This is a genomic window from Mesorhizobium australafricanum, assembly GCF_033977265.1.
GTDB classification, from domain to species: Bacteria; Pseudomonadota; Alphaproteobacteria; order Rhizobiales; family Rhizobiaceae; genus Mesorhizobium; species Mesorhizobium australafricanum.
The window spans coordinates 101,892-128,280 of the sequence record NZ_JAVIIT010000010.1 but is presented as its reverse complement, the minus strand read 5'-3'; the positions used below and the strand labels follow the sequence as shown (position 1 = coordinate 128,280).

General features: G+C 63.9%; 26 protein-coding genes. 14 read left to right on the top strand and 12 right to left on the bottom strand.

Features of this window, described 5'->3' with window-relative positions; translation table 11 throughout:
• The first annotated feature begins 59 nt into the window (after positions 1-59).
• The 3 genes from RFM98_RS20270 to RFM98_RS20260 are packed head-to-tail and all read left to right on the top strand — an operon-like array spanning position 60 to position 2,789.
• Positions 60-626, top strand: a complete 567-nt coding sequence (locus tag RFM98_RS20270; RefSeq protein WP_320310534.1) for a sigma-70 family RNA polymerase sigma factor — start codon at positions 60-62, stop codon at positions 624-626.
• The gene (locus RFM98_RS20265) at positions 623-1,291 is read left to right on the top strand and encodes an anti-sigma factor (RefSeq protein ID WP_320310533.1); all 669 of its coding nucleotides are present in this window, start codon (positions 623-625) and stop codon (positions 1,289-1,291) included. The genes RFM98_RS20270 and RFM98_RS20265 overlap by 4 nt, the downstream gene beginning before the upstream one ends.
• Positions 1,281-2,789 (top strand): S8 family serine peptidase, encoded by a 1,509-nt coding sequence (locus tag RFM98_RS20260; RefSeq protein WP_320310532.1) that lies wholly within the window; start codon positions 1,281-1,283, stop codon positions 2,787-2,789. The genes RFM98_RS20265 and RFM98_RS20260 overlap by 11 nt, the downstream gene beginning before the upstream one ends.
• Before the next feature lie 247 nt (positions 2,790-3,036).
• On the opposite strand, the gene RFM98_RS20255 is transcribed toward RFM98_RS20260, so the two are convergent.
• Positions 3,037-4,059, bottom strand: coding sequence for a substrate-binding domain-containing protein (locus tag RFM98_RS20255; RefSeq protein ID WP_320310531.1), 1,023 nt, complete (start codon positions 4,057-4,059; stop codon positions 3,037-3,039).
• 359 nt (positions 4,060-4,418) lie between these two features.
• Here RFM98_RS20255 and RFM98_RS20250 point away from each other — a divergent pair, with 359 nt between their 5' ends.
• From RFM98_RS20250 to RFM98_RS20230, 5 genes are all read left to right on the top strand, one after another.
• Entirely contained in the window at positions 4,419-5,774 is a 1,356-nt protein-coding gene (locus RFM98_RS20250; RefSeq protein WP_320310530.1) for an ABC transporter substrate-binding protein, read from the top strand.
• 248 nt (positions 5,775-6,022) lie between these two features.
• Positions 6,023-7,036 carry a carbohydrate ABC transporter permease gene (locus RFM98_RS20245; protein ID WP_320212949.1) on the top strand — a complete coding sequence of 338 codons (1,014 nt, stop codon included), beginning with the start codon at positions 6,023-6,025 and terminating at the stop codon, positions 7,034-7,036.
• Between the two features lies 1 nt (position 7,037).
• Positions 7,038-8,192 carry a carbohydrate ABC transporter permease gene (locus RFM98_RS20240; protein WP_320310529.1) on the top strand — a complete coding sequence of 385 codons (1,155 nt, stop codon included), beginning with the start codon at positions 7,038-7,040 and terminating at the stop codon, positions 8,190-8,192.
• A gap of 4 nt (positions 8,193-8,196) precedes the next feature.
• Positions 8,197-9,861, top strand: coding sequence for a beta-galactosidase BglA (gene bglA, locus RFM98_RS20235; RefSeq protein WP_320310528.1), 1,665 nt, complete (start codon positions 8,197-8,199; stop codon positions 9,859-9,861).
• A gap of 35 nt (positions 9,862-9,896) precedes the next feature.
• Positions 9,897-11,009 (top strand): ABC transporter ATP-binding protein, encoded by a 1,113-nt coding sequence (locus tag RFM98_RS20230; RefSeq protein WP_320310527.1) that lies wholly within the window; start codon positions 9,897-9,899, stop codon positions 11,007-11,009.
• Between the two features lie 223 nt (positions 11,010-11,232).
• Here RFM98_RS20230 and RFM98_RS20225 read toward each other — a convergent pair whose 3' ends face one another.
• From RFM98_RS20225 to RFM98_RS20180, 10 genes are all read right to left on the bottom strand, one after another.
• Entirely contained in the window at positions 11,233-11,463 is a 231-nt protein-coding gene (locus RFM98_RS20225) for a DUF680 domain-containing protein (protein ID WP_320310526.1), read from the bottom strand.
• A gap of 68 nt (positions 11,464-11,531) precedes the next feature.
• On the bottom strand, positions 11,532-11,738 hold the full coding sequence (locus RFM98_RS20220) for a DUF680 domain-containing protein (protein WP_320310525.1): 207 nt from the start codon (positions 11,736-11,738) through the stop codon (positions 11,532-11,534).
• A 614-nt stretch (positions 11,739-12,352) separates the two neighbouring features.
• Entirely contained in the window at positions 12,353-12,757 is a 405-nt protein-coding gene (locus RFM98_RS20215) for a type II toxin-antitoxin system VapC family toxin (RefSeq protein ID WP_320310524.1), read from the bottom strand.
• Positions 12,754-12,987: an AbrB/MazE/SpoVT family DNA-binding domain-containing protein gene (locus tag RFM98_RS20210; RefSeq protein WP_320212942.1), complete on the bottom strand. Its 234-nt coding sequence runs from the start codon at positions 12,985-12,987 to the stop codon at positions 12,754-12,756. Before RFM98_RS20210 ends, RFM98_RS20215 begins: the two co-directional genes overlap by 4 nt.
• A gap of 81 nt (positions 12,988-13,068) precedes the next feature.
• Positions 13,069-13,815 carry a ferredoxin reductase gene (locus RFM98_RS20205; protein WP_320310523.1) on the bottom strand — a complete coding sequence of 249 codons (747 nt, stop codon included), beginning with the start codon at positions 13,813-13,815 and terminating at the stop codon, positions 13,069-13,071.
• 10 nt (positions 13,816-13,825) lie between these two features.
• Complete coding sequence (locus RFM98_RS20200) at positions 13,826-14,437, bottom strand: molybdopterin-dependent oxidoreductase (protein ID WP_320310522.1); 612 nt, start codon at positions 14,435-14,437, stop codon at positions 13,826-13,828.
• Positions 14,438-14,562: 125 nt separating this feature from the next.
• Entirely contained in the window at positions 14,563-16,107 is a 1,545-nt protein-coding gene (locus RFM98_RS20195; RefSeq protein ID WP_320310521.1) for a DegQ family serine endoprotease, read from the bottom strand.
• A 186-nt stretch (positions 16,108-16,293) separates the two neighbouring features.
• Positions 16,294-17,040, bottom strand: coding sequence for an MBL fold metallo-hydrolase (locus RFM98_RS20190; RefSeq protein ID WP_320310520.1), 747 nt, complete (start codon positions 17,038-17,040; stop codon positions 16,294-16,296).
• Entirely contained in the window at positions 17,040-18,206 is a 1,167-nt protein-coding gene (locus tag RFM98_RS20185) for a diphosphate--fructose-6-phosphate 1-phosphotransferase (protein ID WP_320310519.1), read from the bottom strand. Before RFM98_RS20185 ends, RFM98_RS20190 begins: the two co-directional genes overlap by 1 nt.
• Before the next feature lie 165 nt (positions 18,207-18,371).
• On the bottom strand, positions 18,372-19,139 hold the full coding sequence (locus tag RFM98_RS20180; protein ID WP_320310518.1) for a L,D-transpeptidase: 768 nt from the start codon (positions 19,137-19,139) through the stop codon (positions 18,372-18,374).
• A gap of 231 nt (positions 19,140-19,370) precedes the next feature.
• Here RFM98_RS20180 and RFM98_RS20175 point away from each other — a divergent pair, with 231 nt between their 5' ends.
• The 3 genes from RFM98_RS20175 (at position 19,371) to xylB (ending at position 23,076) form a co-directional block, all read left to right on the top strand.
• Positions 19,371-19,994, top strand: a complete 624-nt coding sequence (locus tag RFM98_RS20175) for a LysE family translocator (RefSeq protein WP_320212937.1) — start codon at positions 19,371-19,373, stop codon at positions 19,992-19,994.
• Between the two features lie 219 nt (positions 19,995-20,213).
• Positions 20,214-21,539, top strand: a complete 1,326-nt coding sequence (locus tag RFM98_RS20170) for a tetratricopeptide repeat protein (protein ID WP_320310517.1) — start codon at positions 20,214-20,216, stop codon at positions 21,537-21,539.
• An 82-nt stretch (positions 21,540-21,621) separates the two neighbouring features.
• On the top strand, positions 21,622-23,076 hold the full coding sequence (gene xylB, locus RFM98_RS20165) for a xylulokinase (protein ID WP_320310516.1): 1,455 nt from the start codon (positions 21,622-21,624) through the stop codon (positions 23,074-23,076).
• 227 nt (positions 23,077-23,303) lie between these two features.
• On the opposite strand, the gene RFM98_RS20160 is transcribed toward xylB, so the two are convergent.
• On the bottom strand, positions 23,304-23,666 hold the full coding sequence (locus tag RFM98_RS20160; protein WP_320310515.1) for a nuclear transport factor 2 family protein: 363 nt from the start codon (positions 23,664-23,666) through the stop codon (positions 23,304-23,306).
• 113 nt (positions 23,667-23,779) lie between these two features.
• Here RFM98_RS20160 and xylA point away from each other — a divergent pair, with 113 nt between their 5' ends.
• The 3 genes from xylA (at position 23,780) to RFM98_RS20145 (ending at position 26,345) form a co-directional block, all read left to right on the top strand.
• Positions 23,780-25,105, top strand: a complete 1,326-nt coding sequence (gene xylA / locus RFM98_RS20155; protein WP_320310514.1) for a xylose isomerase — start codon at positions 23,780-23,782, stop codon at positions 25,103-25,105.
• A gap of 190 nt (positions 25,106-25,295) precedes the next feature.
• Positions 25,296-25,499, top strand: coding sequence for a hypothetical protein (locus RFM98_RS20150; protein WP_320310513.1), 204 nt, complete (start codon positions 25,296-25,298; stop codon positions 25,497-25,499).
• A 48-nt stretch (positions 25,500-25,547) separates the two neighbouring features.
• Positions 25,548-26,345, top strand: a complete 798-nt coding sequence (locus tag RFM98_RS20145) for a TIGR01458 family HAD-type hydrolase (protein WP_320310512.1) — start codon at positions 25,548-25,550, stop codon at positions 26,343-26,345.
• Positions 26,346-26,389 lie beyond the last annotated feature (44 nt).

The following is a 26,389-nucleotide window of genomic DNA, read 5'->3' as shown; positions in this document are numbered from 1 at the left end:
TGAACCTTTTTGGACCGATCAGCGACAGAGCTTCGAGGAGCCAGGCGGCTCGACCGGCCATGAATGCGGCGACGGAAACCGATCGCGCGCTTGTAGACCGGGTCGCGAAGGGCGACCGGGCCGCCGTTCGGCTCCTGTTCATGCGTCACCACGCGCGGATCTACCGCTTCGTGGCACGCCAGACGGGATCGGAAATGATGGCCGACGATATCGCAAACGAGGTTTTTCTGGAGCTGTGGAAACAGGCGCCCAGCTTCGAGGGGCGCTCTGAAGTTTCCACGTGGCTGCTCGGCATCGCCCGCTTCAAGGCGCTGTCCTCGCTGCGCAAGAAGAAGGAAGACTGGATCGACGACGACGACGCGGCACAAGTTCCCGACGGCGCCGACACGCCGGAAGTCGTGACCATGAAGGAGGACAAGGCCGCCGCCTTGCGCCGCTTCGTCGATGCCTTGCCGGAAGAACACCGCACGGTGATCGACCTTGCCTATTACCATGGCCAGTCGGTGACCGAGATCGGCGAGGTGCTCGGCATTCCGGTCGCGACCGTCAAGACCAGGATGTTCTACGCCCGCAAGAAACTCGGCGAAGCCCTCAAGGCCGCCGGTTACGACAGGGGGTGGCCATGAGCGCCGCTGAAAAAATGTCGCGCCGCGACGAGATGGAGACGCTGCTGCCATTCTACCTGAACGGCTCGCTGGAAGGCGCCGAGCTGGAGGCCGTCGAGGAATGGTTGGCCACCGATCCGGCGGCGATGACAGCGCTTGGCGAAGCGGAGGCCGAGTTCTCCGGCACCGCCGCGGCCAACGAGGCGATCCGGCCGCCCGCCGATGCGCTGTCGCGCTTCGCCAAGGCGCTCGACGCCGAAGCGGGTCCGGCGCGCGCGCCGGCCGGCCAATCCTGGCTTGCCAAGGTCTTCGGCCGGGTGACGGCCATGCCGGCCGGCGTCGCCTGGGCGGCCGCCGCGGCGCTGCTTGCCCTGGTGGTGGCGCAGTCCTTCCAACAGCCGGGCGGCAGAGGCAACGACATCGAGGTGGCCGGCACCCAGGACGATCTCGCGAAGCTGCCTTTCGCCCTGGTCAAGTTCAAGCCGGATGCCAAGATGGCCGATATCGCCGCCTTCCTCGGCCAGAACGGGCTGAAGATCGCCAGCGGCCCGACCGCCGACGGCGTGTTCCACCTGACGATCCCGGCCAACACGGCGGCCGACTATGACAGGCTTGTCGGCCTTATTGCCGCCCAGCCTTTCGCGGATGCTGTGATGCAGGGAAGGAAACCGGCCGATGGCGGCTAAAGCAATTCCAGGAAAAGTGCGCCGCGGTTTTCCGTCCGGAATTGCGACGAGACCAACAGTCATTCTTCATGTGGTAATCCTCGCGGCGGCATTTGTCGCCGCACCTGCGTTTGCGCAGACCAATGACCCTAAACTGACGCAGAAACAGGTCGATTGCCTGGACCGCACGACTGCGGGAGGCGCGGGCTGCGACAAGAATGGCGGCAACAAGAGCGGTGGGACACCGGGCACCGGCACTGCCACGGGCGACGCGGTGTTCCTGCCGGCGCTGATCGTCGACCTGTTCCCAAATCCGCCGGCCGGCGCGGCCTCGCAAACGCCTGCGCCGTCTGACGGAACTTCGTCATCGAACGCGCCCGCCAACACGCTGCCGCCCGCTCCGGTGCCGAGCGGGCCGGTCACAGCGCCTCAGGGTCTCAACCTAGCCGAGCCGCCGCGCGCCATCACCGGCGAGTTCGTGCCCGACGAGGTGCTGGTGACGGTCGACGGCGATGCCGGCGTCGTGCAGCAGATCGCCAATTCATTCGGCCTGCAGGTGCGCTCGCAGCGCCAGTCGCGGCTGCTCGGCACCACGCTTGTGCGTTTCGGCATCACCGACGGGCGACCCGTCGGCGTGGTGCTGGCGCAGCTTGCCGCCGACGGCCGCACTGAGCGGCGCGAACCCAACCATATCTACACACTGCAGCAGGCAGCCGGCATCGTGAACTACGCCTTCGACCGCATCACGCTCGATGCGAAGCAGGCGAGCGGCGAGAATGTGCGTGTCGCCGTCATCGACACCGGCATCGACGACACCAACCCGGCGCTGAAGGGTGTGATCGCCGAACAATACGACGCCATGCCCAACGTGCCGATCGAGAAGCGCGACCATGGCACCTCGGTAGACGGCCTGATCGCCGGTGTCGGTGCGCTGGAAGGCATGGCGCCGGGCGCCAGGATCTACCACGCGCGCGCCTTCGAAGGCGGCAAGTCGACGATGGATGTCATCCTGTCGGCACTCGACTGGGCGGCAAGCCAAGATGTGCGCATCATCAATATGAGCTTTGTCGGGCCGAAGAACGACCTGCTCGGCACCGCCTGCCGCAATGCGCGGACGCTGGGCATGGTGCTGGTGGCGGCGGCCGGCAACAACGGCCCGAAGGCGCCCTACGGCTATCCGGCCGCCTTCGACGGCGTCATCGCCGTCACCGCCACCGACGCCAAGGACGGCTTGATGCCGCAGGCCAATCGCGGCGCCTATGTCTTCATCTCGGCGCCGGGCGTCGAAATGGTGGCGCCGAGCGGCGCCGGCTCCGACGTGGTGACCGGAACGTCCTTTGCGGCAGCAATCGTCAGCGGCGCCATCGCCAACTTGATCCATGCCGCGCCGGACCGGTCGGCCGATGACATCGAGAAGGCACTTGCAGCAACGGCCAAGGATCTCGGGCCGAAGGGGCGCGACAATGATTTCGGCTATGGGCTGATCGATACCAAGGCGGCTGAGGCTGCGAAGGAATAAGGTTCCCTCACACCAGTGGCGTCGGCGGGACAGCACCCCCCTCTGTCCTGCCGGACATCTCCCCCGCAAGGGGGGAGATCGGCAGCTCAACCGCTGGCTCTCACTTTCAACGTTGGCAATTGGCGAAGGCCGGCGGCGACGTCCAATCTCCCCCCTTGCGGGGGAGATGGCCGGCAGGCCAGAGGGGGGTGTGAAGGAACTCGACGCGAATGCTGTACTCTTGAGCGTCTCACCTACGGCACGATTCCTACACCGGCGCTCCTGCAACCGATCCCCTCACCACCAAATCCACCGGCCAGACCTCGCCGCGCGCCCCTTCTTCCAGCCCTGATATCCGCGCCGCCAGGCGTTCGGCGACGCGCGCGCCGGCAAGGCGGATCGAGGAGCGCGTCGTCGACAGCGGCACCGGGAAGTTCTCCGGCCGCAGCCAGGGGAAGACGTCGTCATGGGCGATCAGCGACAGATCGCTAGGGATTGTCAGGCCGAGATCGCGCACGGCGCGCACGACGCCGAGCGCCATGATCAGGCTCGAGCAGAGGATCGCGGTCGGCGGCTCGCTTTCCTCGAGCAGGCGGCGGGCGGCGCGATAGCCATTTTCCTCGGTCATGGTTACCGAGCGAATGTGGCGCTCGCCGAGCGTGAGGCCGCTGGCTGCGAGCGCCCGGCGCACGCCGCGCTCGCGGTGGATGGCAAAAGTCTCGCGATCGTTGCCGTTGATCAGCGCCAGGCGCTTGTGGCCGAGTTGGATCAGCAGCCGCGCCGCTTCGTGGAAGGCGCCCTCATTATCGATGTCGAGATAGGGATAGTCGAAGTCAAAGCCCTCGCTGCGGCCATGGACGATGAAGGGAATGCCAAGCGTGTTGACCAGCGCCAGCCGCCTGTCGGCCGGACGCGGCGAGGAAAGATAGACGGCGTCGACCTGCCGGTTGGCAACGATGCGCCGGTAGGTCGTCTCTTCGTCGTCGGCATCGGCGGGCGAAAGCACAAGGTCGAGATCATGCCCGCGGGCATAGTCGCCGAGGCCGGAGAGGAATTCGACGAAATGCGGATCGATGTCGACGGCGGCACCCGTCGGCAGCACATAGCCGATCATTCCCGACTTGCCGGTGGCGAGCCGGCGTGCGCTGGGGTTCGGCCGGTAGCCATGGCGCTTGGCCGCATCCATCACCCTGCGCCGGGTTTCCTCGCTGACCTCGGGGTAGCCGTTCAGCGCCCGGCTGACCGTGGTCTGCGAGAGCGACAGCATATGCGACAGTTGCTTGAGGTTCATCGGAGGCCCTCCAGCCTCAAAGCGCTTTCAATTTGAATCGATCCGCTGACGACTGTCGCAATCGCCAGACAAAGCGACTTTAGAGCCGCATCCGCTTGGCTTGAAGTGGAAATTGCTGCTGCAGCGCCAAAAAAGTATGCTGCGCTGCACTTCGGCGGATGTTTCCGCAGTTTTAAATCGATTAGCTAAGTGGGCCTCTTGACTTCGCGATAATTCAATGGCGAGATCAAATTAGCCAAAGCGCTTTGGAATGCTCTTCGAAAGGTTGCAGTTGCCTTCTCGCTGAGTCACAGTTCCGTGGGCGCCGGCGGACGGGATGGAGGTCTCGTCCGAACTGTTTCACCACTGGGAGGATTGCGATGAAGAAAATGCTTCTCTTGGGTGCCGCGTTCGCTGCGCTCACCCTTGGCCTGCCGGCACATGCCGAACTGAAATTCAAGCCGGGCGAGGATTCGAAGTTTCACTGGGCGAATTACGACGACCTCAAGAAGGTCGACCTCAAGGGCGAAACACTGACCATCTTTGGTCCGTGGCGCGGAGAGGACGAGACGCTCGTCCGTTCGGTTCTCGACTATTTCTCCGAGGCCACCGGCGCGGAGGTGAAATATTCCTCGTCCGAGAACTACGAGCAGCAGATCGTCATCGACACCCAGGCCGGCAGCCCGCCCAACATCGCCGTCCTGCCGCAGCCCGGCCTCATCCAGGATCTTGCTTCCAAGGGCGTGCTCACCCCGCTGGGCGACGACGTCGCCGCCTGGATCAAGGAAAACTACGCCGCCGGCGACTCCTGGGCCAAGCTCGGTACCTATAATGGCAAGGACGGCAAGCCCGGCTTCTACGCATTCCCCTACAAGATCGACGTGAAGGGACTGGTCTGGTACTCGCCCGACAATTTCGACGAGGCCGGCTACAAGGTGCCGAAGACCCAGGAAGAACTCGCCGATCTCGAAAAGAAGATCATCGCCGACGGCGGCAAGCCCTGGTGCATCGGGCTCGGTTCCGGCGGCGCCACCGGCTGGCCGGCGACCGACTGGGTCGAGGACATCATGCTGCGCACGCAGCCGCCGGAAGTCTACGACAAGTGGGTGAAGAACGAGATCCCGTTCACCGACCCGGCCGTGGTCAACGCCATCGACATCTTCGGCAAGATCGCCACCGACGACAAGATGGTGGACGGCGGCGCCAAGGCGGTCGCGGCGACCGACTTCCGCGACAGCCCGAAGGGCCTCTTCACCGTGCCCCCCAAGTGCTACATGCACCATCAGGCGTCGTTCATCCCCTCCTTCTTCCCCGAGAACGTGAAGCTCGGCCAGGATGCGGACTTCTTCCCCTACCCGCCTTACGCCTCCAAGCCGGAACTGGGAACGCCGCTGGAAGTGGCCGGCACGCTGGTGATGATCACCAAGGATTCCAAGGCCTCGCGTGAGTTCATCAAGTTCCTCCAGATGCCGCTCGCGCATGAATTGTGGATGGCGCAGAAGAGCTTCGTCACGCCCTTCAAGGGCGCCAACAAGGATGCCTATGGCTCCGATGCGCTGAAGAAACAGGGCGAGATCCTCGTCGGGGCCACCACGGTGCGGTTCGACGGCTCGGACCTGATGCCCGGCAAGGTTGGCGCGGGCTCGTTCTGGACCGGCATGATCGACCTGGTCGGCGGGAAGTCCGCGCAGGACGTCGCCGCCGGCATCCAGAAAAGCTGGGATGCGATCAAGTAAGCATCCGGCAAACAGGCCGCCATGCGCGACCTAGGTTTGTACGCAATTCCGGGCGGAAAACCGTTGCACATTTTTCCTGGAATTGCCCTGAAATCTTCCTGATCCTGCTACTGGATCCGGGCTCCGGCCCGGGTCCGACCGGCGGTCCACGCCGGAAGCCTTCGCGTTTCGATTGTTCCGAATAACCGGAAGTCGGTGCATCCGGCCGCCAGCCCTGGCTGATCGGTCATGCGCAGGGAGAGGGACCCATGGCGACTCAGATTTTCTCGGCCATATTCGTCATCATCATCGGCGTCGGCGGCTGTGTCGCCTATTTCTGGGGCGCCAACAAACTGCTCGATCTTGTCTTCCCGTCGCGCGGCGTCTCCGGGACGGCCGCCGTCGACAATCTGCGCCGGCAGGGACTGGTGCGGCCCTGGCTGTTCGTCGGCCCGGCGATGATCATCCTCACCATCTATCTGATCTACCCGGTCATCGAGACGCTGAGGCTCTCCTTCCTCGATCGCGGCGGCGAGAACTTCGTCGGCCTCGCCAATTATGAATGGGCGCTCGGCGATCACGATTTCCGCAATTCGATCCTGAACAACATCCTGTGGCTGGCGGTGGTGCCGGCGGCCTGCACCTTCCTTGGGCTGATCATCGCCGTGCTCACCGACAAGATCTGGTGGGGCACGATCGCCAAGAGCCTGATCTTCCTGCCCCTGGCCATCTCGTTCGTCGGCGCCAGCGTGATCTGGAAGTTCATCTACGAGTATCGCGGCGAGGGCCAGGTGCAGATCGGCCTGCTCAACGCCGTCATCCAGTATTTCGGCGGCCAGCCGCAGGTGTGGATATCGCTGCCGTTCTGGAACAATTTCTTCCTGATGATCATCCTGATCTGGATCCAGACCGGCTTCGCGATGGTCATCCTGTCGTCGGCGCTGCGCGGCATTCCGGAAGAGACGCTGGAGGCCGCGGTCATCGACGGCGCCAACCCGTTCCAGATCTTCTGGAAGATCATGGTGCCGCAAATATGGGGTACGATCGCCGTTGTCTGGACCACCATCACCATCCTGGTGCTGAAAGTGTTCGACATCGTGCTGACCATGACCAACGGCCAATGGAACAGCCAGGTGCTCGCCAATCTGATGTTCGACTGGATGTTCCGCGGCGGCGGCGATTTCGGCCGCGGCGCGACCATCGCGATCATCATCATGATCGCGGTCATCCCGATCATGGTCTGGAACATCCGCCAGGCCAACAAAGAGACGGGAGGGCACTGAGATGGCGGCCAAGACCGGAAAATCCTTCGCCGGCCGCTTCGGCGTCCACATCGCCGTGCTCGTCTTTGTGGTGATCTGGACCATTCCCACGCTCGGCATTCTCGTCTCGTCGCTGCGCGACAAGGACCAGATCGTCGCCTCCGGCTGGTGGAATTCCTTCGCCAGTTCCAGCCAGAGCGAGGCCGGGCGGCTTCCCGCGGCATCGGCGCAAACCCAGAAAGACGGCAAATACGTCATCGAGGGCAACATTTTCGGGGACGGGCCCAAGCGCGATATCAGCGCATTCGGTGTGAAGTCCTCCGCGCCGACGCAGTACAAGGCGGGGACGGTCGCCGAACTCAATGACGGCGTCACCCTGCAGATGAATGCCGACGGCACGTTTGTCCTGTCGTCTGCGAAAGCCTTCGAGGGCGACCGCGGCCAACGCGTCTATTTCGTCTCCTCCGCGCCGCCGAAATTCACCACGGACAACTACGATGCCGTGCTGTTTTCCGAAGGCATCGGCCGCTCGTTCATGAACTCGCTGACGGTGACCATCCCGGCAACGATCATCCCGATCCTGATCGCGGCCTTCGCGGCCTATGCATTGGCCTGGATGCGCTTCCCGGGTCGGGCGCTGTTGATTGCCGTCATCATCGGCCTGCTGGTCGTGCCGCTGCAGATGTCGCTGATCCCGCTGCTCAAGCTCTATAACGGCGTCGGCACCTTCTTCGGTGTGCCCTCCAAGACCTATCTCGGCATCTGGCTGGCGCATACCGGCTTTGGCCTGCCTTTCGCCATCTATCTGCTCAGGAGCTATATTGCCGGCCTGCCGCGCGAGATCATGGAATCGGCGCGCATCGACGGCGCCAGCGATTTCGAGATCTTCGTCAAGATCGTGCTGCCGCTGTCGTTCCCCGTGCTTGCCTCCTTCGCTATCTTCCAGTTCCTGTGGGTATGGAACGATCTCCTGGTGGCGATGGTTTTCCTCGGTACGGCGCCCGACCAGATCGTGCTGACGGCCAAGCTCAACGCGCTGCTCGGCTCGCGCGGCGGCAATTGGGAGATCCTGACGACATCGGCGTTCATCACAATCATCGTGCCGCTCATCGTGTTCTTCTCGCTGCAGCGCTATTTCGTCCGCGGGCTGCTTGCCGGCTCGGTGAAAGGAGGTTGAAGACATGCAATCGGCTTTGAAGGCGACTACGCGACCAGACCCCGCCGTCGACCGCGACTGGTGGCGGGGCGCGGTGATCTACCAGATCTATCCGCGCTCCTACCAGGACTCGAATGACGACGGCATCGGCGACCTGAAAGGCATTGTGCAGCGCCTGCCCTACATCGCCTCGCTCGGCGTCGATGCCATCTGGATCTCGCCCTTCTTCAAATCGCCGATGAAGGATTTCGGCTACGACGTGTCGGACTATTGCGACGTCGACCCGATGTTCGGCACCCTGGCCGATTTCGACGCGCTGGTGGCGGAAGCCCATCGGCTGGGCCTGAAGGTGATGATCGACGAGGTGCTGTCGCACACCGCCGACATCCACCCGTGGTTCAAGGAAAGCCGCTCGAGCCGCGGCAATGCGAAATCCGGCTGGTATGTGTGGGCCGACGCCAAGCCCGACGGCACGCCGCCCAACAACTGGCTGTCGATCTTCGGCGGCTCGGCCTGGCAGTGGGACACCAGCCGCCAGCAATATTACATGCACAACTTCCTGGCCGAGCAGCCGGACCTCAATTTCCACAACACGGAAGTCCAGGACGCGCTGCTCGACATCACCCGCTTCTGGCTGGAGCGCGGCGTCGACGGTTTCCGCCTCGACACCATCAATTTCTACTTCCACAGCCAGGGGCTTGAGGACAATCCGCCGCTGCCGCCGGAACAGCGCAACGACCAGACGGCGCCGGCGGTCAATCCCTACAACTACCAGGACCATATCTACGACAAGAGCCGGCCGGAGAACCTCGGCTTCCTCGAGCGCTTCCGCGCGCTTCTCGACGAATATCCGGCGCAGGCCGCGGTCGGCGAGGTCGGCGATTCACAGCGCGGCTTGGAAGTGGTCGCCGCCTACACCGCCGACGGCAAGCGCGTTCACATGTGCTACTCCTTCGATTTCCTGGCGCCGGAAAAGATCAGCGCCGCGAAGGTGCGGGCGGTGCTCGAGGCCTTCGGCACCGTCGCCAGCGACGGCTGGTCATGCTGGGCGTTCTCCAACCATGATGTGATGCGCGTGGCCTCGCGCTGGGCCGCCAACGAGGCCGACCCGACAGCCTATCTCAAGGTGATTTCGGCGCTGTTGATGTCGCTGCGCGGCTCGGTCTGCATCTATCAAGGCGAAGAGCTCGGCCTTGGCGAGGCGGAGCTCAAGTTCGAGGACCTGCAAGACCCCTACGGCATCCGATTCTGGCCGGAATTCAAGGGCCGCGACGGCTGCCGCACGCCGATGGTGTGGGATGCCGCCGCCAGGAATGGCGGTTTCTCGACCGCCAAGCCCTGGCTGCCGGTGCCGGGCAAGCACCTGTCGCAAGCCGTCAATGTGCAACAGGGCGATGCAAGCTCGCTGCTCGAACATTACCGCCGTTTCCTCGCGTTCCGGCGCCAGCATCCGGCGATGGCCAACGGCGACATCGACTTTATCGAAAGCGATGGCGACACCGTCGCCTTCACACGCCGCGAGGGCAATGAGCGGATCGTCTGCGCCTTCAACCTCGGCAGCAAGCCTGCCGTGGTCGATCTCGGCCAAGGCACGCTGCAACCCTTGCCCGGGCATGGTCTTTCGGGACAGACTGGCCCCGGGCCGGTCCGCCTCGGCGGATACGGCGCCTGGTTCGGGCGCATCGACTGAACTTGCGAAACAGAGATTAACGGGAGGAGAAAGTCATGGCCGATGTCAGACTCAACCAGGTGAAGAAATCATACGGCAACCTCAACATTCTCCACGGCATCGACCTCGACATCAAATCGGGCGAGTTCATCGTCTTTGTCGGGCCGTCGGGTTGCGGCAAGTCGACCTTGCTCAGGTCGATCGCCGGTCTCGAGGAGATTACCTCGGGCGAGTTGAAGATCGACGGCGAGGTGGTGAACGACGTGCCGCCGTCGAAGCGGGGCATCGCCATGGTGTTCCAGTCCTATGCGCTCTATCCGCATATGACGGTCTACGACAACATGGCCTTCTCGATGAAGATTGGCAAGGAAAGCAAGGCCGAGATCGACAAGCGGGTGCGGCAGGCGGCGGAGATCCTGCAACTGACCAAATATCTCGACCGGCTGCCCAAGGCGATGTCGGGCGGCCAGCGCCAGCGCGTCGCGATCGGCCGCGCCATCGTGCGCAACCCGAAGGTATTCCTGTTCGACGAGCCGCTGTCGAACCTCGACGCCGCACTCCGTGTCGCCACCCGCATCGAGATCGCCAAGCTGAAGGAATCGATGCCGAACACGACGATGATCTACGTCACCCACGACCAGGTCGAGGCGATGACGCTGGCGGACCGCATCGTGGTGTTGAAGGAAGGCGTTGTCGAGCAGGTCGGCACGCCGATGGAGCTCTACAAGCGGCCGGGCAATCTGTTCGTCGCCCAGTTCATCGGCTCGCCGGCCATGAACATTTTGCCGGCAAAGATCGAGAAGGCTGGCAACCCGACCGTGATCAGCCATGTCGGCGGCCGCAAGGCGACGGTGCCGATCGCGACGCCCGGATCGGCGAATGGCGCGGCGGTCAGCTTCGGCGTGCGGCCGGAGGATCTCGCTATCGCCACCGGCACGGACTATCTGTTCGAAGGCAAGGTGGATTATATCGAGCAGCTCGGCGAGGTTCAGCTCGTCTATGTCGATATCGGCCGCACCGACCTGCCGCTGGTCACTAAGCTGCCAGGCAATGTCGAGGTCAAGCGCGGCGAGACCCTGCGGCTCAACGCCGGCGGCGGCGATCTGCACATATTCGACGCGGACGGCCACTCCTTCACGCTGCATCGCGAGGAAGCAAAGGCGGCCTGACGGCCAAGGCCGAAGCCGTTGCGGAACAGAAAAGCGGCGGGCCAAGGCCCGCCGCTGGTCTGTTCATGTCGCCTAAAGCGCGTCGCGCTGAAACGGATTCAAGCGACGCGCTTTAAGTCTCGGCGACATGCATTAGGCGCTCCGGCCAAGGCCGAAGCCGTTGCGGAACAGAAAAGCGGCGGGCCAAGGCCCGCCGCTTTTCTGTTCATGTCGTCTCAGGCTCTTAGCGGCCGAACAGGTTGCGGTCGCTGCCCTGAGGCGTCGACTTGTGAACGTCGTTCGACGAGTTCAACAGTTGGTAGGCCGTCGAGTCGGTGTTGGTCGACGACGTACGCGTGGTGTCTACGGCGGGAGCCGGCTGGTTGACGCCGCTATCGCCGTAATTGTCGCTGCCCGCGAACGCGGCGCCGGAAACGGCCACGAGGGCCACGGTGGCAAGAATGATCTTCTTCATTTTAGTACTCCTGAATTTTCACCCCGACCAAGGCGCGGGCGAACCCGCCGCCGGTTCGAGGCCGGCTGTTAGTTGTTGCCGAAAAGGTTGTGGTCAGCGCCCGCGGCGGCAGTCTTCTGAGCGACCGGTTCGGACTTATGGACCGAGGCCGTGTAGGAAGAGTCGACCGTGACGGCCGTGGGATTGGCTGCCTGCGAACGATAATTGTCGCTGCCAGCGAAGGCGCTGCCGGAAATCGCCAGAAGGGCTGCGGCGGTGAGAATAATCTTTTTCATTTTTGCTACTCCAGTATCTTTATTCAGTCCGTCTAGCGCCGTGTCTTGGGAATGGAATCGCGTCGTTCGGACAGCGCTGATTTGGGTGAGCCGAGTGCCGGATACCAATCACGAAGTTTTTCCGGCTGGACCATGATTCCACACCTTGAAATTGTACCCGGCTCACCTACATCTTTATTTTTCCTCAATTGAATCAATATCTTACATGAATATTCGGTTTGGCTCACCAAATGTGTCGGACCACCAACGTTCACACCATCCTGCACGCACCGTCAACAGAAACGAACCGTTCAGTTCGATTTTAGAATCTTCTAATAGTCACTTTTCGATACTGTAACCATTCTACCCCCATTCCAACGGTCGATTCGGCTCACTCCAGGATTGGTCAGACTGACGGCTCGCATGTCACACTCGATCAAACCCCCTAAAGCCCGTCGCGCTGACACGGATTCAGGCGACGCGCTTTAGGTCTTTGTTTTGATGGATGTCGTTGTCCCAGAACCGCTGCACACTTCTGGGCGACATGCATTAGCGTTCGGTGCGGGTGATTTCCGGCGGGACATCGGCGTCGATCACGGGTTCGGCGGTCGAACGAGGGACAACCCGGCAGCCGTTCAGGTGTCCGGAGTGATCAGCTTCAAGGAGGGGAAACAGGTTCGGTATCGGCCGACATCGCGTGTCAGAAGTGAAAGGCGGCCGACCGCAGCATGGGCACCAATGAAGAAGTCCGGCAAAACGCCGGTCTTGTGTCCCCCTGACCGGCGGTACTGCGTAAATGCCTTTCCGGCAAGGAAAAGAGCTGTCCTTGGCATGGGCGTCATTTCAAGACCGGCCGCATCGAAAAACGCATCAAGATCCTCGATACGAGCGTAGCGAACGGCGACCTCGGCGTAGACCACGTCATTGATCAACAACGGTCCATTGAGACTCGCTGCCTCAAGCTGGGCAACCGACCAATCTGCCCAGTTTGGGTCGTCCGTAACAAGGTCGAGCAGAACGTTGGTGTCAACGAGCGTCACGCTTCGCCACGCGTCATCGCCATGATCTGGTCGGTCGTGAGGCCCTCGCCGGCATGGCCGCGCAACTTGGCGAAGCGGCTCACCGGCTGCTTTCTGTCAACACGAGCCAGCACCACACTGCCATCGGCGGCACGCCGGAAGTCGACCCTGCTCCCCGGGACGATCCCCAGTAGATCGCGGACCGGTTTCGGAATGGTCACTTGTCCTTTGGCTGTAACGGTGGTGGCCATCTTCGCTCCTCAGTAATACCAGATATAAGTAAGGTATTACCTTCCGGATCGAATTTCAACGGCCCGAGGGGCAGCGTCTATTCAAACCCCGTAGCGCTCGGTGCGGATAATCCCCGCTGGGACATCGGCGTCGATCAGAGCCTGTGCAGCCGCCGACACGAACGCATTCGAGCCGCAGACATAGGCCAGCCTGGGCGCCTTCGGCAGGCGCTCGATGGCCTGGACCATCATGCGGGCATCGACGCGCCGGGAATAGTCGGAAGGTCGGCGGGCCGGTTCGCGTGTCAGAGTCAGCACGAGGTTGAACCCGTCAAGCCGGTCGTCGAGGCCGATCAGCTCGTCGCGGAAGATCACCTCGTCCCAGACCCGGGCCGAGAACACCAGCGCGACGGGCACCGCCGCATTGCGCAGCGTGCGATGGCGTAGCATCGCCATCAGCGGCACGACGCCGGAGCCGCCGGCGACCAGAAGGATCGGCCCGCCGCCGCTGTCCTCCCAGATGAAGTGGCCGCCCAGCGGCCCGCGCAGCTCGATCTCGTCACCGACCGCCGCCACGTCGTGGAAGAAGGGCGAGATCTCGCCGTCGTCCAGCCGCTCGATCGCCAGCTCGACGGCAGCGCCGGCTTCCGGCGCCGAGGCGATGGAATAGGAGCGGCGCGCCTGATAACCGTCCGGCGCCGTCAGCCTGATGTCGACATGCTGCCCCGCCAGATGGGTGAACGGCCGCGACGGCTTGAACCAGAAGCTGGTGACGCGCGGGGTGCGTTTTTCGATACGGGTGATCGTGGCTGCCTGCCACGGCGATTGCGGCGACGGCTCGGCGCTCATGGATCGCCCTTCAAGGATCGCTCGAATAGCGCTGCTCGCGCCAGGGGTCGCCATAGATGTGATAGCCGCGCAGCTCCCAGAAGCCCGGCTCGTCGCGCTCGGTGAACTGCAACCCGTTCACCCATTTGGCCGATTTCCAGAAATAGAGATGCGGCACCAAGAGCCGCGCCGGCCCGCCATGATCGGGCGTGATCGGCTTGCCCTCATAGAGAAGCGCCACCATCGCCTTGCCAGTGACGAGGTCCTTGGTCGGCACATTGGTGGAATAGCCGTCAAAGGACAGCGCCAGCGTATAGGCAGTCGGCGGCTCGATGCCGGCGTCGGCGAGGATGTCGTCGATCATCACGCCTTGCCAGGGCGTGTTGAATTTGGTCCAGGCGGTCACGCAATGGATGTCGCGCGTCATCTTGCTTTGCGGCAAGGCGTTGAATTCGGCCCAGTTCCATTTCTTGAGCGGCTTTGGCCCCTGCTTGAGCGTGAAGGACCAATCCTCTGTGCGCACCCGCGGCGTCGGCCCGGCTGAAAGCACGGGAAAACCCTGCTCCAGATATTGGCCGGGCGGGATGCGCGCGTCGGTGTCGGAAGGAGGACGCCGTCCGGAAAAGAAGCCACGCGTCACCATCGATTACATCCCTTGCGCCGGGTTTAGTCGAGCGCAGGGAGTGTTCTCGAAAGCGCCGCAAGGGGCAACAGAAATCTTGCCGGCAGAGCCCGCCGGCGACGCCGGCGTCTCTGCCGGAGCCTTTGTCAGCCGGCGGCGAAGGGCACGGCGACGAAGATCTGCGCGTCGCCGCGATCGATCAGCAAGAGCACCGACTTCCTGCCGGACTTGCCGGCCTCGGCGATCGCCCGGTTGGCCTGCCTGGCCGTCTTTACCGGCGTCTGGTCGACACCGACGATGACGTCGCCGGGCTGGATGCCGGCGGTCGAAGCCGCCTTGTCCGGATTGACGCGCTCGACCACCGCGCCGCGCTGGTTGCCGGCAAGGTTGAGCTGGTCGCGGATATCGGGCGTGAGGTCGGTCAGGCCGAGGCCGAGCGAGGGAACGCGCTGGCCCTGTTCGGCCGACGGGCCGCCGCCTTCATTGCCGTTCGAGGCGGTCTTTTGATCGTCGCTGTTGCGGCCGACATCGGCGGAAATCTGCATCACCTTGCCCTTGCGCCAGACATCGAGCTTTTCCTTGGCGCCCGGCGAAACATCGGCGACGGCGCGCGACAGATCCTTCGGATCCTTGACCTCCTGGCCGGCAAAGCCGGTGATAACGTCGCCGGTCTCGATGCCGGCCTTGGCTGCCGGTGAGCCCTGCGAGACCGCCGAGACCAGCGCTCCACCCGGGTGATCGAGACCGATGGCGCTGGCGACATCCTGCGTGACGGGCTGGATCTGCACGCCGAGATAGCCATATTCGATGTTGCCACCCTTCATCAGCTTGGCGACGACCTTCTGCGCCTGATCCGAAGGGATGGCGAAGCCGACGCCGACGCTGCCGCCATTGGGCGAATAGATCGCCGTGTTGATGCCGATGACATTGCCATTGACGTCGACCAGCGGGCCGCCGGAATTGCCGTGGTTGATCGGCGCGTCGATCTGGATGAAGTCGTCGAACGGCCCGCTGTGCAGGTCGCGGCCGCGTGCCGAGACGATGCCGGCGGTGACCGTGGTGCCGATGCCGAACGGGTTGCCGATAGCCAGCACCTGGTCGCCGGTCATCAGCTTGTCGGAATCGCCCCATTTGACGGTCGGCAGCGGCTTGTCGGCCTTGATCTTGAGCACCGCCAGGTCGTTCTTGGCGTCGTGGCCGACGAGCTTGGCGGGAAGCTCGGTGCCGTCGTCGAGCGTGACCTTGATCGAGCTTGCGCCGTCGACGACGTGGTTGTTGGTGACGATTGCGCCATCCGCGCCGACGATGAAGCCGGAGCCGAGCGCCTCGGCGCGCTGGCCCTGCTGCTGCGGCGGCGTCTTCGGCATCGGCATGCCCTGCTCGCCGAAGTACTGCTGGAAAAACTGGTCGAAGGGCGCATCACCGCCGAGCGGCGAACCCTCGTCCTCCCCTTCGGGCTGCGCCTTCATCACCGAGGTGATGGTGACGACCGCGGGCTTGGTGACGGCGATGACCGGCGCGAAAGAGCCGTTCGGGGCCGTGATGCCGGCGACGGGCGTCTGGGTCGTCGCGGCCACGGTGCTGAGGCCGGAATTGCTTTGGGCAAAGGAGACGATGGCGGGCGAAATGATCAGCGCGGCGCCCAGCAGGGCGGCGACGCGATGTCTGCGAAGAATGCTTGAGGGTGACATGGTCGTTCTGTCCGGGCGAGAGTTGATCCGGCGTCGCGGACGCTCCCACGGGATCGTCCGTCGACGTGCCGATGACCGGATTTGCCTGTCTCGCCGTGCATGGCAGCCGGCCGTCTCGACGGACAGTCATCTAGGACGCCGAATGGCCCGAATTAGGGTTTTGAGGTGACCTTACAGAGATTTAATTCAAAGGGCGCTTACGAGCCGCTCCCGCCGGCGCAGGTAGGTCGAGGCGATTTCGCGCATGCGGACGGCATCGAAAGCCGGTCCGTGGCCGCCTAGCCCGATGCGGATCGGCAAATCGAGCAGGCGCTGCATGGTGTGGCAATAGGCCGTGCGGTCCGAATCCGGCAAGTCATCGATCAGCATGCCGTCATAGATGGCGTCGCCGGCGAAGAACAAGCCGTCGGCTTCATCGAAAAGCGCGATCGAGTCCGGCGAGTGTCCAGGCAGATGCAGCACGCGGAATTTCCTGTCGCCGAGATCGACGACATCGCCTTCGTCGAGCGCGCGGGTCAGCGGGGCGGAAGGAATGCGGTAGTCAGCCGCCTTCCAGTCCGGCGCGGGCAGTTTCGAGACGGCGCCGTCGAGATTGTGGAACATGTAGGCGTAGGTGACGGCGTCATCCATGCCCTCGAACTGCGGCGCGCTCATCTTCGGCCCCATGCGCAGCGGGAATTCATGCAGCGAGCCGACATGGTCGAGATGGATATGCGTGGCGACGACGATGAGCGGCTTGCCGGCCGGCGTGTCGATCTCGGGCGCCAGCGGGCAAATCCCCATCCCGGCATCGACCAGGAGGTCGGCATCGCGGCCCTTCAAATGCCACATGTTGGCCCGCACGAAATCATGCACGAACGGCTCGGTCAGCATCGTCGTCCTGGCATCGACGATAGCCTTGCCGAACCAGTCACCCACTACGAGCTCGCCCATTAGACGAACGGCTTTCCGACCTTGTATTTTTCCGGCACCAGCCGCTTCAGATAGGCCATGCCGGCTTCCGAAAGCTGATTGGCGTCCGGCTTCATGAAATCGTCGGGCATATGGCGCGTCTTGCCGGCCACCGCCTTCAGCGGCACTTTCTTCAAGAGGGTCTTCGACCCGTCATATTGGATCGCGACCGAGCCGTCGCCTTCCCCAGCGACGGCAACCGCGAAGGCGCCGGCATCGAAGGCTTCCTTGGCGTCGACGGCGTTGATCGCACCGACATAGCCGCGCGGCATGTAACCCAATGCGTCGACCCGCGCGCGCTTGCCCGGCAGGCCTTCGGCCAAGGCCCGTTCCAGCGCCGCCGGCAGGTCGCTGCCTGACAATTTGACGTTGCCGTGCTGGTCGCGCTCGAGCTTTTCCTGCGGCACCAGGCTTTCGACCAGCGCCTTGCCGTCGGCGGTGCTGACGCCTTCGGAGACGGCGACGATGCAGCGCTTGTGGCGGTCGAGCTTTTCGCGCACTTCATCGATGAAGCGCTTCGCCGAGAAGGCACGCTCCGGCACGTAGATCAGATGCGGGCCGCTGTCGGGATCGAGCTGCCAGGCGGCCGCGGCGGCGGTGAGGAAGCCGGCATGCCGGCCCATGACGATGCCGACATAGATGCCGGGCAAAGCGCGGAAATCGAGATCGACCGAGAGGAAGGCGCCGGCGACGAATTCGGCGGCCGAGATGAAGCCCGGCGTATGGTCGTTCTCCTCGAGGTCGTTGTCGATGGTTTTCGGCGCATGCACGAATGCGATCGAGCCGCCGGCGGCGTCGGTCAGGATCTGCTGGGTGCCCGACGTGTCGTTGCCGCCGATATAGATGAAGGCGTCGGCGCCGGCCTTCTTCAGGCCGTTGAGGATGACCTCGCAATAGGCGGCGTCCGGCTTGTCGCGGGTCGAGCCAAGGGCGGCGCTCGGCGTGCCGGCGATCAGCCGCAGCCGGTCTTCGGGGATGGCGGACAGGTCGACATAGTTGCCGTCGCGGATGCCGCGCACGCCATGGATCGAACCCAGCACCTTGGCGCCGGGATGACGCTTGCGGATTTCCAGCGTGGCGCCGACGACCGTCTGGTTGATGACGGCGGTGGGGCCGCCGCCCTGCGCGATGACGAAAGTTCCGGCCATGTTTTTCTCTCCCGAGGCGAAGGTTTTCAGGGCACCTTCGCCTGTCTTGCGGCATCGCGCAACGGGAGAACTGATGCGTGTCGCCCAAAAGTGTGAAGCGGTTTTGGGACAACGACACGCATCAAAAACAAGAAGATTGCCGGCCGCATGGGCCGCCCGAGAAGATCAGACCACGACGACCGGGTTCTTCTTGGAAACGCGGCTGTAGAGGTCGATGATGTCCTGGTTGATCAGGCGCACGCAGCCCGACGACATCGCCTGGCCGATGCTCCACCACTCGGGCGAGCCGTGGATGCGGTAGCCGGTGTCCTTGCCGTCCTGGTAGATGTAGAGCGCGCGGGCGCCAAGCGGATTGGTGAGGCCGCCGGGCTGACCCCCCTGCCATTTCACCAGTTCCGGCTTGCGCTGGATCATTTCCGGCGGTGGCGTCCAGACCGGCCATTCGCGGCCATACTGGATGTTGGCGCGGCCCGACCAGCGGAAGCCGTCCTTGCCGATGCCGACGCCGTAGCGGATGGCGTCGCCGCCCGGCTGGACCAGATAAAGCATGCGCTCCTGCAGATGGACGACGATCGTGCCGGGCGCTTCGCCGGTCTTGTCGACGACGATCTGGCGGCGGAACTGCGGCTTGACCTTCTGCCACGGCACCTCCGGCACCTGGAAGCCGCCATCGGTGAGCGCGGCGTACATGACGTCGGGGCCGGTGATGTTCTTGTCGACGCTGATCGCCGGGCGCATGGGAACGGAACCGGTGACGGTGTTGTCGAGCTGCATCTGCGGCAGGTCGAGCGTATCGGTGGTGCTGCAGCCGGCCAAGCCGAGCAGCGCCATGGCGCCGGCGCCGGAAAGCACGGCGCGGCGGGAAAGCTGAATTTCGGTATCGATTGCGGCGCCGTTGGAAGGCGGCGTCAGACTTTGCGGCAACTCGCGCATACACCAAACCCTACGCTGTCGGCGGGAAGCACGGTCCGGCCGGATCGCAGGCATTTTCGCCAGTCATGGTTGAAAAAGCGTGAAGGACCGCAGGCCCGGCTTAACCCTAACCGATCGTTATGCCGGCTGATCGGCCTGCCGGCTAAGGTGTTGAAGATTTTTCCAACGGCCTCTTTACATTCGCGGCGACCCCGGGATTTATCCTGTTCTTTGCGCTCAAGGAGCAGGGAAATGTCCTTCGAAAACTGGGCTGCCTTTGCCGCTGCCTCTTCCATCCTTCTCGTCATTCCGGGGCCCACGATCCTCCTGGTAGTCTCCTATGCGCTGGGACAAGGCTGGCGCACGGCGCTGCCAATGGCGGTGGGTGTCGCGCTGGGCGACTTCACCGCCATGACGCTGTCGATGCTCGGCATCGGCGCGCTGCTGGCGGCTTCGGCCACGGTGTTCACCGTGCTCAAGGTGATCGGCGCCGGCTACCTGATCTATCTCGGCATAAAACTGTTCCGTGCCGGCGGCGCGCTGAAGGCGGAGCCGCGCACCGACGCGGTGTCGGCGGCAAGGATGATGGCGCATGCCTGGCTGGTGACGGCGCTGAACCCGAAGAGCATCACCTTCTTCGTCGCCTTCCTGCCGCAGTTCCTCGACCGGCACGCCGACTTCTGGACGCAGATGCTGGTCTTCGAGACGACCTTCCTGACTTTGGCCTTCGCCAACGCCTTCGGCTACGCGCTGGTCGCATCCAGGGCCCGCGCGATCGTGCGCAACCCGAAGGCGATCCGCATCTTCAACCGCACCGGCGGCACGCTGCTGGTCGGCGCGGGCATCGCCACGGTGGCAATGCGGTCGGGCAATTGAGACGAACACCGGCCGCGGCAATACCGGAACTCCGTCCACGTCGATTGGCGGCCATGCGTTCGATGGTTTAAAGCGCGTCGCGCTGAAACGGATTCAGGCGACGCGCTTTAAGTCCTTGTTTGTATGCATGTCGTTGTCCCAGAACCGCGTACACTTCTGGGCGACATGCATTAGGATCGCTTCCCTCAAGGTGGAAGCGACAGGCTCGAAGGACATCCAATGGCGCTGAAGGACGCGTTCGGCCTCACCTATTCCGGCGCGACCGAGCCGGGATACTCGTCCTACGCCCGCGCCGTGCATGAGCTGCAATGCTTCATCGGCGACCCGGCAGGATCGATCGGTCGCGCCATTGCCGACGACCCGGCCTTTGTCATGGCGCATGTCTTCAAGGGCTATTTGTTCGGCCTCGCCACCGAGCGCGAGGCAATGGCGGTCGCAAGGTTGAGCCACGAGGCGGCGCTGCCCCTTGCCGCCACCCCGCGCGAGGCGGCGCATGTGGCGGCGCTCGGCCATCTCGCCGAGGGGCGGTGGCATGAAGCCGCCCGCATCCTCGAGGATATCGCGATCGACAATCCGCTCGATGCGCTGGCGCTGCAGGTCGGGCATCAGATCGATTTCTTCACCGGCAATGCGCGCATGCTGCGCGACCGCATCGGCCGGGCGCTGCCGGCCTGGCACAAGGACATGCCGGGCTACCACGCCATTCTTGGCATGCAGGCTTTCGGGCTGGAGGAAATGGGCGATTATGCCCGCGCCGAATCCTTCGGCCGGCAAGCCATAGAAATCGAGCCGCGTGACGGCTGGGCGCAACACGCGGTCGCGCATGTCATGGAAATGCAAAGCCGGCAAAGAGACGGCATTGCCTGGATGCGCGCCAACCCGGATGCATGGACGAAGGAAAGTTTTCTCCAGATCCACAATTGGTGGCACCTGGCGCTGTTTCATTACGATCTCGGCGAGATCGGCGAGGTGCTCAAGCTCTATGACGGGCCGATCTACGGAACGCGCTCGACATTGGCCCTCAACATGGTTGATGCCTCGGCGATCCTGTGGCGTCTCACCCTCGGCGGTGTCGATGTCGGCGACCGCTGGGCGGCGCTCGCCGCCAACTGGATCCCGAAAGCCTCCGCCGGCAATTATGCCTTCAATGACGCCCATGCGATGATGGCCTTTGTCGGCGCCGGACTGGAGGCGCCGGCGCGGATCTTGCTCGAGGCGCAGCGCGAGGCAATGCGCGGGCATGACGACAACGCAGCATTCACGCGCGATGTCGGCCACCCGCTGACGCTTGCGATCAAGGCCTTTGGCGAAGGCGATTACGATGCGACCGTACGCCTGATCCGGCCGATCCGCTCGATCGCGCATCGCTTCGGCGGCAGTCATGCGCAGCGCGACGTGATCGACCTGACGCTGATCGAGGCCGCGTTGCGCGCCGGCGATACGGCGCTCGCGCGGGCATTGACCGCGCAACGACAGCTGGCCCGGCCCGACAGTCCGCTGTCGGCGCTGTTCTCGCGGCGCGCATCCGATTTGTCTGAGAATTGACCCGAAGCGGATCTTGCCCTAAAAACTGGCCGAGCCAGATTTTTTCGAGATCCGAAAAAATTAATGGCAATGGGAGGAAATCATGTATCTCGGCCTCGACCTGGGCACTTCGGGCGTCAAGGCGCTGCTGATCGACGATGGCCAGAAGGTCATCGGCTCCGGCCACGGTTCGCTCGACGTCTCGCGGCCGCATTCCGGCTGGTCGGAGCAGGATCCGGCGCATTGGGTCGAGGCCTGCGAGACGGCGCTTTCCGAACTCAAGGCTTCCCACCCGAGGGAGCTTGCCGCGGTCAAGGGCATCGGCCTTTCCGGCCAGATGCATGGCGCCACCCTGCTCGACGCCGCGGACAAGGTGCTGCGTCCCTGCATCCTGTGGAACGACACGCGCAGCCATGCCGAGGCCGCCGCGCTCGATGCCGATCCCCGCTTCCGCAAGCTCACAGGCAACATCGTTTTCCCGGGCTTCACCGCGCCGAAGCTCGCCTGGGTGAAGGAGCACGAAGCCAAGATCTTTGCCGCTGTCGCCAAGGTGCTGCTGCCCAAGGATTATCTGCGGCTCTGGCTGACCGGCGAGCATATTTCGGAAATGTCGGATTCGGCCGGCACGTCGTGGCTCGATGTCGGCAAGCGGCGCTGGGCGCCCGAATTGCTGGCAGCGACATCGCTTGACGAGAAGCACATGCCGTCGCTGGTCGAAGGTACTGCGAAAGCCGGCGCGTTGCGCGGCGAGCTGGCATCGAAATGGGGTATTGCGGCGGGCATTCCGGTTGCCGGCGGCGCCGGCGACAATGCGGCCTCCGCCTGCGGCATGGGCACGGTCGGCGCCGGCCAGGCTTTCGTGTCGCTCGGCACGTCCGGCGTGCTTTTTGCGGCGAACGCATCCTATCTGCCCAACCCGGAAAGCGCGGTGCATACGTTCTGCCATGCGCTGCCCAACACCTGGCACCAGATGGGCGTGATCCTGTCGGCCACCGATTCGCTCAACTGGCTGTCGGAAATCACAGGGAAGAGCGCCGGCGACCTGACCGGCGAGCTCGGCGAGGCGCTGAAGGCGCCGACGGGGGTCACCTTCCTGCCCTATCTTTCGGGCGAGCGGACACCGCACAATGATTCCGCCATCCGTGGCTCCTTCACCGGGCTGGCGCATGAATCGAGCCGTGCCGTGTTGACGCAGGCCGTGATCGAGGGCGTCGCCTTCGCCTTCCGCGACAGTCTGGAAGCGCTGAAGACGGCCGGCACGACGCTGACGCGGGTGACCGCGATCGGCGGCGGCTCGCGCTCGCGCTACTGGCTGAAGGCGATCGCCACCGCGCTGCAGGTGCCGGTCGATATTCCCGCCGACGGCGATTTCGGCGCCGCGTTCGGCGCGGCGCGGCTCGGCCTGATTGCCGCGACCGACGCCGATCCGCTTGGCGTCTGCACCGCGCCGGCCACCGATGCAACGATCGAGCCGGACGCCGGCCTCGGCGGCGCCTTCGCCGACGCCTATCAGCGCTACCGCGCGCTTTACCCGGCGATCAGGTCTGTAACCGCGTGAGTAGGCGCGAGGCACCTCGTAATCGCATGAGCGGGCGCGAGGCACCCCCCTCTGCCCTGCCGGGCATCTCCCCCGCAAGGGGGGAGATTAGCAGCTCCGGCGCAGCCACATTATTTTCAACGCTGGCGATTGGCGAAGGTCCGCGTGAAAGCCAATCTCCCCCCTTGCGGGGGAGATGGCCGGCAGGCCAGAGGGGGGTGCCTCACACCGCCCCTCCGCAATTCGCCTCACTGCGCCGGCACCTTGTCGAGAAAGCCGGTGACGATTTTGAGACGGCCGTCCTCGATGACGCCGATATCGGTGCCTTCGATGACGGATTCCGTGCCTTCGGGTCCGAGATTCCACGAGAAGCGGATGCGGTCGGCGAAACCGTCGGGCTCGCCCCTCAACGAGAAGCGGAAGCCGGCAAAGCGCTGCTGCACGCCGTCGATCAGCCCGGCGATGCCGTCATGGCCGTCGCCCTGCATGACCGGGTCGCGATAGCTGACGTCCTTGGTGAAGGCCGTATCGAGCAGCGCCTTACGGCGGGTCGCATCGCTCTCGTTCCAGGCGGTGATGTAGTTGCGGGCGATCGTGTTGAGGTCGGTCATGGTCTTCATCCTTCGTTGGATCGTTTCGACATGAGCCTTTTCGCCCCGCAAAAGAGTGAAACCAATTACGCCTGAGGTAATCGGGCGAAGCCATCTCGGAGAGGAAGGAAACCATGAACAGCGGATTTTTCGGCGACATCAAGACAATCAAATATGAAGGGCCGGATTCGACCAATCCGCTGGCCTACCGGTTTTACAATCCGGACGAAGTGGTGGCTGGCAAGCGACTTGAAGACCATCTGCGCTTCGCCGTCGCCTACTGGCATTCCTTCGCCTGGCCCGGCGGCGACCCGTTCGGCGGCCAGACCTTCGACCGGCCGTGGTTCGCGAAGCCCGGCGGCATCGACACGATGGAACTGGCCAAGCTCAAGGCCGACGTCGCTTTCGAGATGTTCTCGCTGCTCGGCGCACCCTATTTCTGCTTCCACGACGCCGACGTTCGCCCGGAAGGCAAGGATTTCTCGGAAAGTGCGGCGCGCCTCGACGAGATCGCCGACTATTTTGCCGGCAAGATGAAACAGACCGGCGTCAAGCTGCTCTGGGGCACGGCGAACCTTTTCTCGCACCGCCGTTTCATGTCGGGCGCGGCCACCAATCCCGATCCGGATGTGTTCGCCTATGCGGCGGCCACGGTGAAGAGCTGCATCGACGTCACCAAGCGCCTGAAGGGCGAAAACTACGTGCTGTGGGGCGGGCGCGAGGGCTATGAGACGCTGCTCAACACCGACCTCGGGCGCGAGCAGGAGCAGGCCGGCCGCTTCCTCAACCTCGTCGTCGACTACAAGCACAAGATCGGCTTCAAGGGCACGATCCTGATCGAGCCGAAGCCGCAGGAACCGACCAAGCACCAATACGACTATGACGTCGCCACGGTGTATGGCTTCCTCAAGCGCTTCGGACTGGATAAGGAAGTCAAGCTCAACATCGAGCAGGGCCACGCGATCCTGGCCGGCCATTCCTTTGAGCATGAGCTGGCGCTGGCCAACGCCTTGGGTGTCTTCGGCTCGATCGACATGAACCGCAACGACTACCAGTCGGGCTGGGACACCGACCAGTTCCCCAACAACGTGCCGGAAATGGCGCTCGCCTACTACCAGGTCCTGCAGGCCGGCGGCTTCAAGACCGGCGGCACCAATTTCGACGCCAAGCTGCGGCGCCAGTCGCTCGACCCGGAAGACCTGCTGATCGGCCATATCGGCGGCATGGATGCCTGCGCCCGCGGCCTCAAGGCGGCGGCGAGGATGGTCGAGGACAAGGCGTTGTCCGGCCCGCTCGCCGAACGCTATGCCGGCTGGAACACCGCCGAAGGCAAGGCCATGCTTTCCGGCAAGCGCACGCTGGAGGAGATCGCCGAGCGCGTGGTGAAGAAGAAGATCGAGCCGCAGCCGCGCTCCGGCCGGCAGGAACTGCTCGAAAACATCGTCAATCGGTACGTCTGAGGTGCGGCCATCCTGCGGCGCCCATCGGGGCGCCGCCACGGCTGAAATCGCTTTCCGCGCGGGGCAAGTCTGTACGACAAGGTTTTGCCTCGCACTGCCCTTCAATCGCCCCGCTCTTGCCTTCAAACAGCCGTCACGGATCTCCTATATTGTGGACACATGGCGGGAAGGAAAGAAGGAGGCGAAACGTATGCAGCACGAACGCGAAATCGACGCCCTGCTTTCTCCCGGCGAGGCTGGATCGATCATCGATCGGCTGATGGCGCTGCCGCATTCCAAGGACGGCGCCGGCAAGACAAATGAATGGGATCGCGCTGTCGCCGCGCGGCTCGAAACAGCGCTGGCAAAGAGCATGCGTTCGCGCATTGTGGGCGAAAACCGCGACGCCGCCTGACAATTCCCCTGATTTGACGAACAGAGGCAGTTTCTCCATCCTTCAGAGATGATACGCGCGGTGCTGCTCGATCTTGCCGGTGTCGTCTATGATGGCGACACCCCGATCGCAGGCGCTGTGGCGGCGGTCGAGCGTCTGCGCAAGGCTGGCCTGCCGCTCCGCTTCGTCAGCAATACGACACGCTCGCCGCGCCACAGAATCATCGCGCAGCTTGCCGCGCTGGACGTCGAGGTGGCGGATGAGGAATTGCTGACGCCGGCGCGCGCTGCGATCGAATGGCTGCGCAGGCATGGCCGCCAGCCGCATCTGCTCGTTCATCCCGACCTCGAAACCGAGTTTACCGGCCTGGGAGGCGGCAAAGGCCGCGCTGTCGTCGTCGGCGATGCCGGCGAGGCCTTCGACCATGCCAGCCTCAACCGCGCTTTCCGCGAGCTGGTTGCCGGCGCCGATTTTCTGGCTTTGGCCACCAACCGTACCTTCCGGGATGCCGATGGCCAGCTCAGCCTCGACGCCGGCGCCTTCGTCGCGGCGCTGGAATTCGCCAGCGGCCGAAGCCCTGTCGTGCTCGGCAAGCCGTCGCCGGATTTCTTTCATTCGGCGCTCGCCGATCTGAACTGTCCGGCAGCCGACGCGGTCATGGTCGGCGACGATGCCGAAAGCGACGTCGCCGGCTCCTTGCGCGCCGGGCTTGGCGCGGCGCTGCTCGTACGGACGGGCAAGTACCGCCCTGGCGATGAAACACGCTTCGATCCGGCCCCGACGGCGGTGGTCGACGACCTTGCCGCGGCGACCGACTGGATACTTAAAGCGCGTCGCGCTGAAACGGATTCAGGCGACGCGTTTTAAGGTCTTTGTTTGATGCATGTCGTGGTCCCAAAACCGCTGCGCAC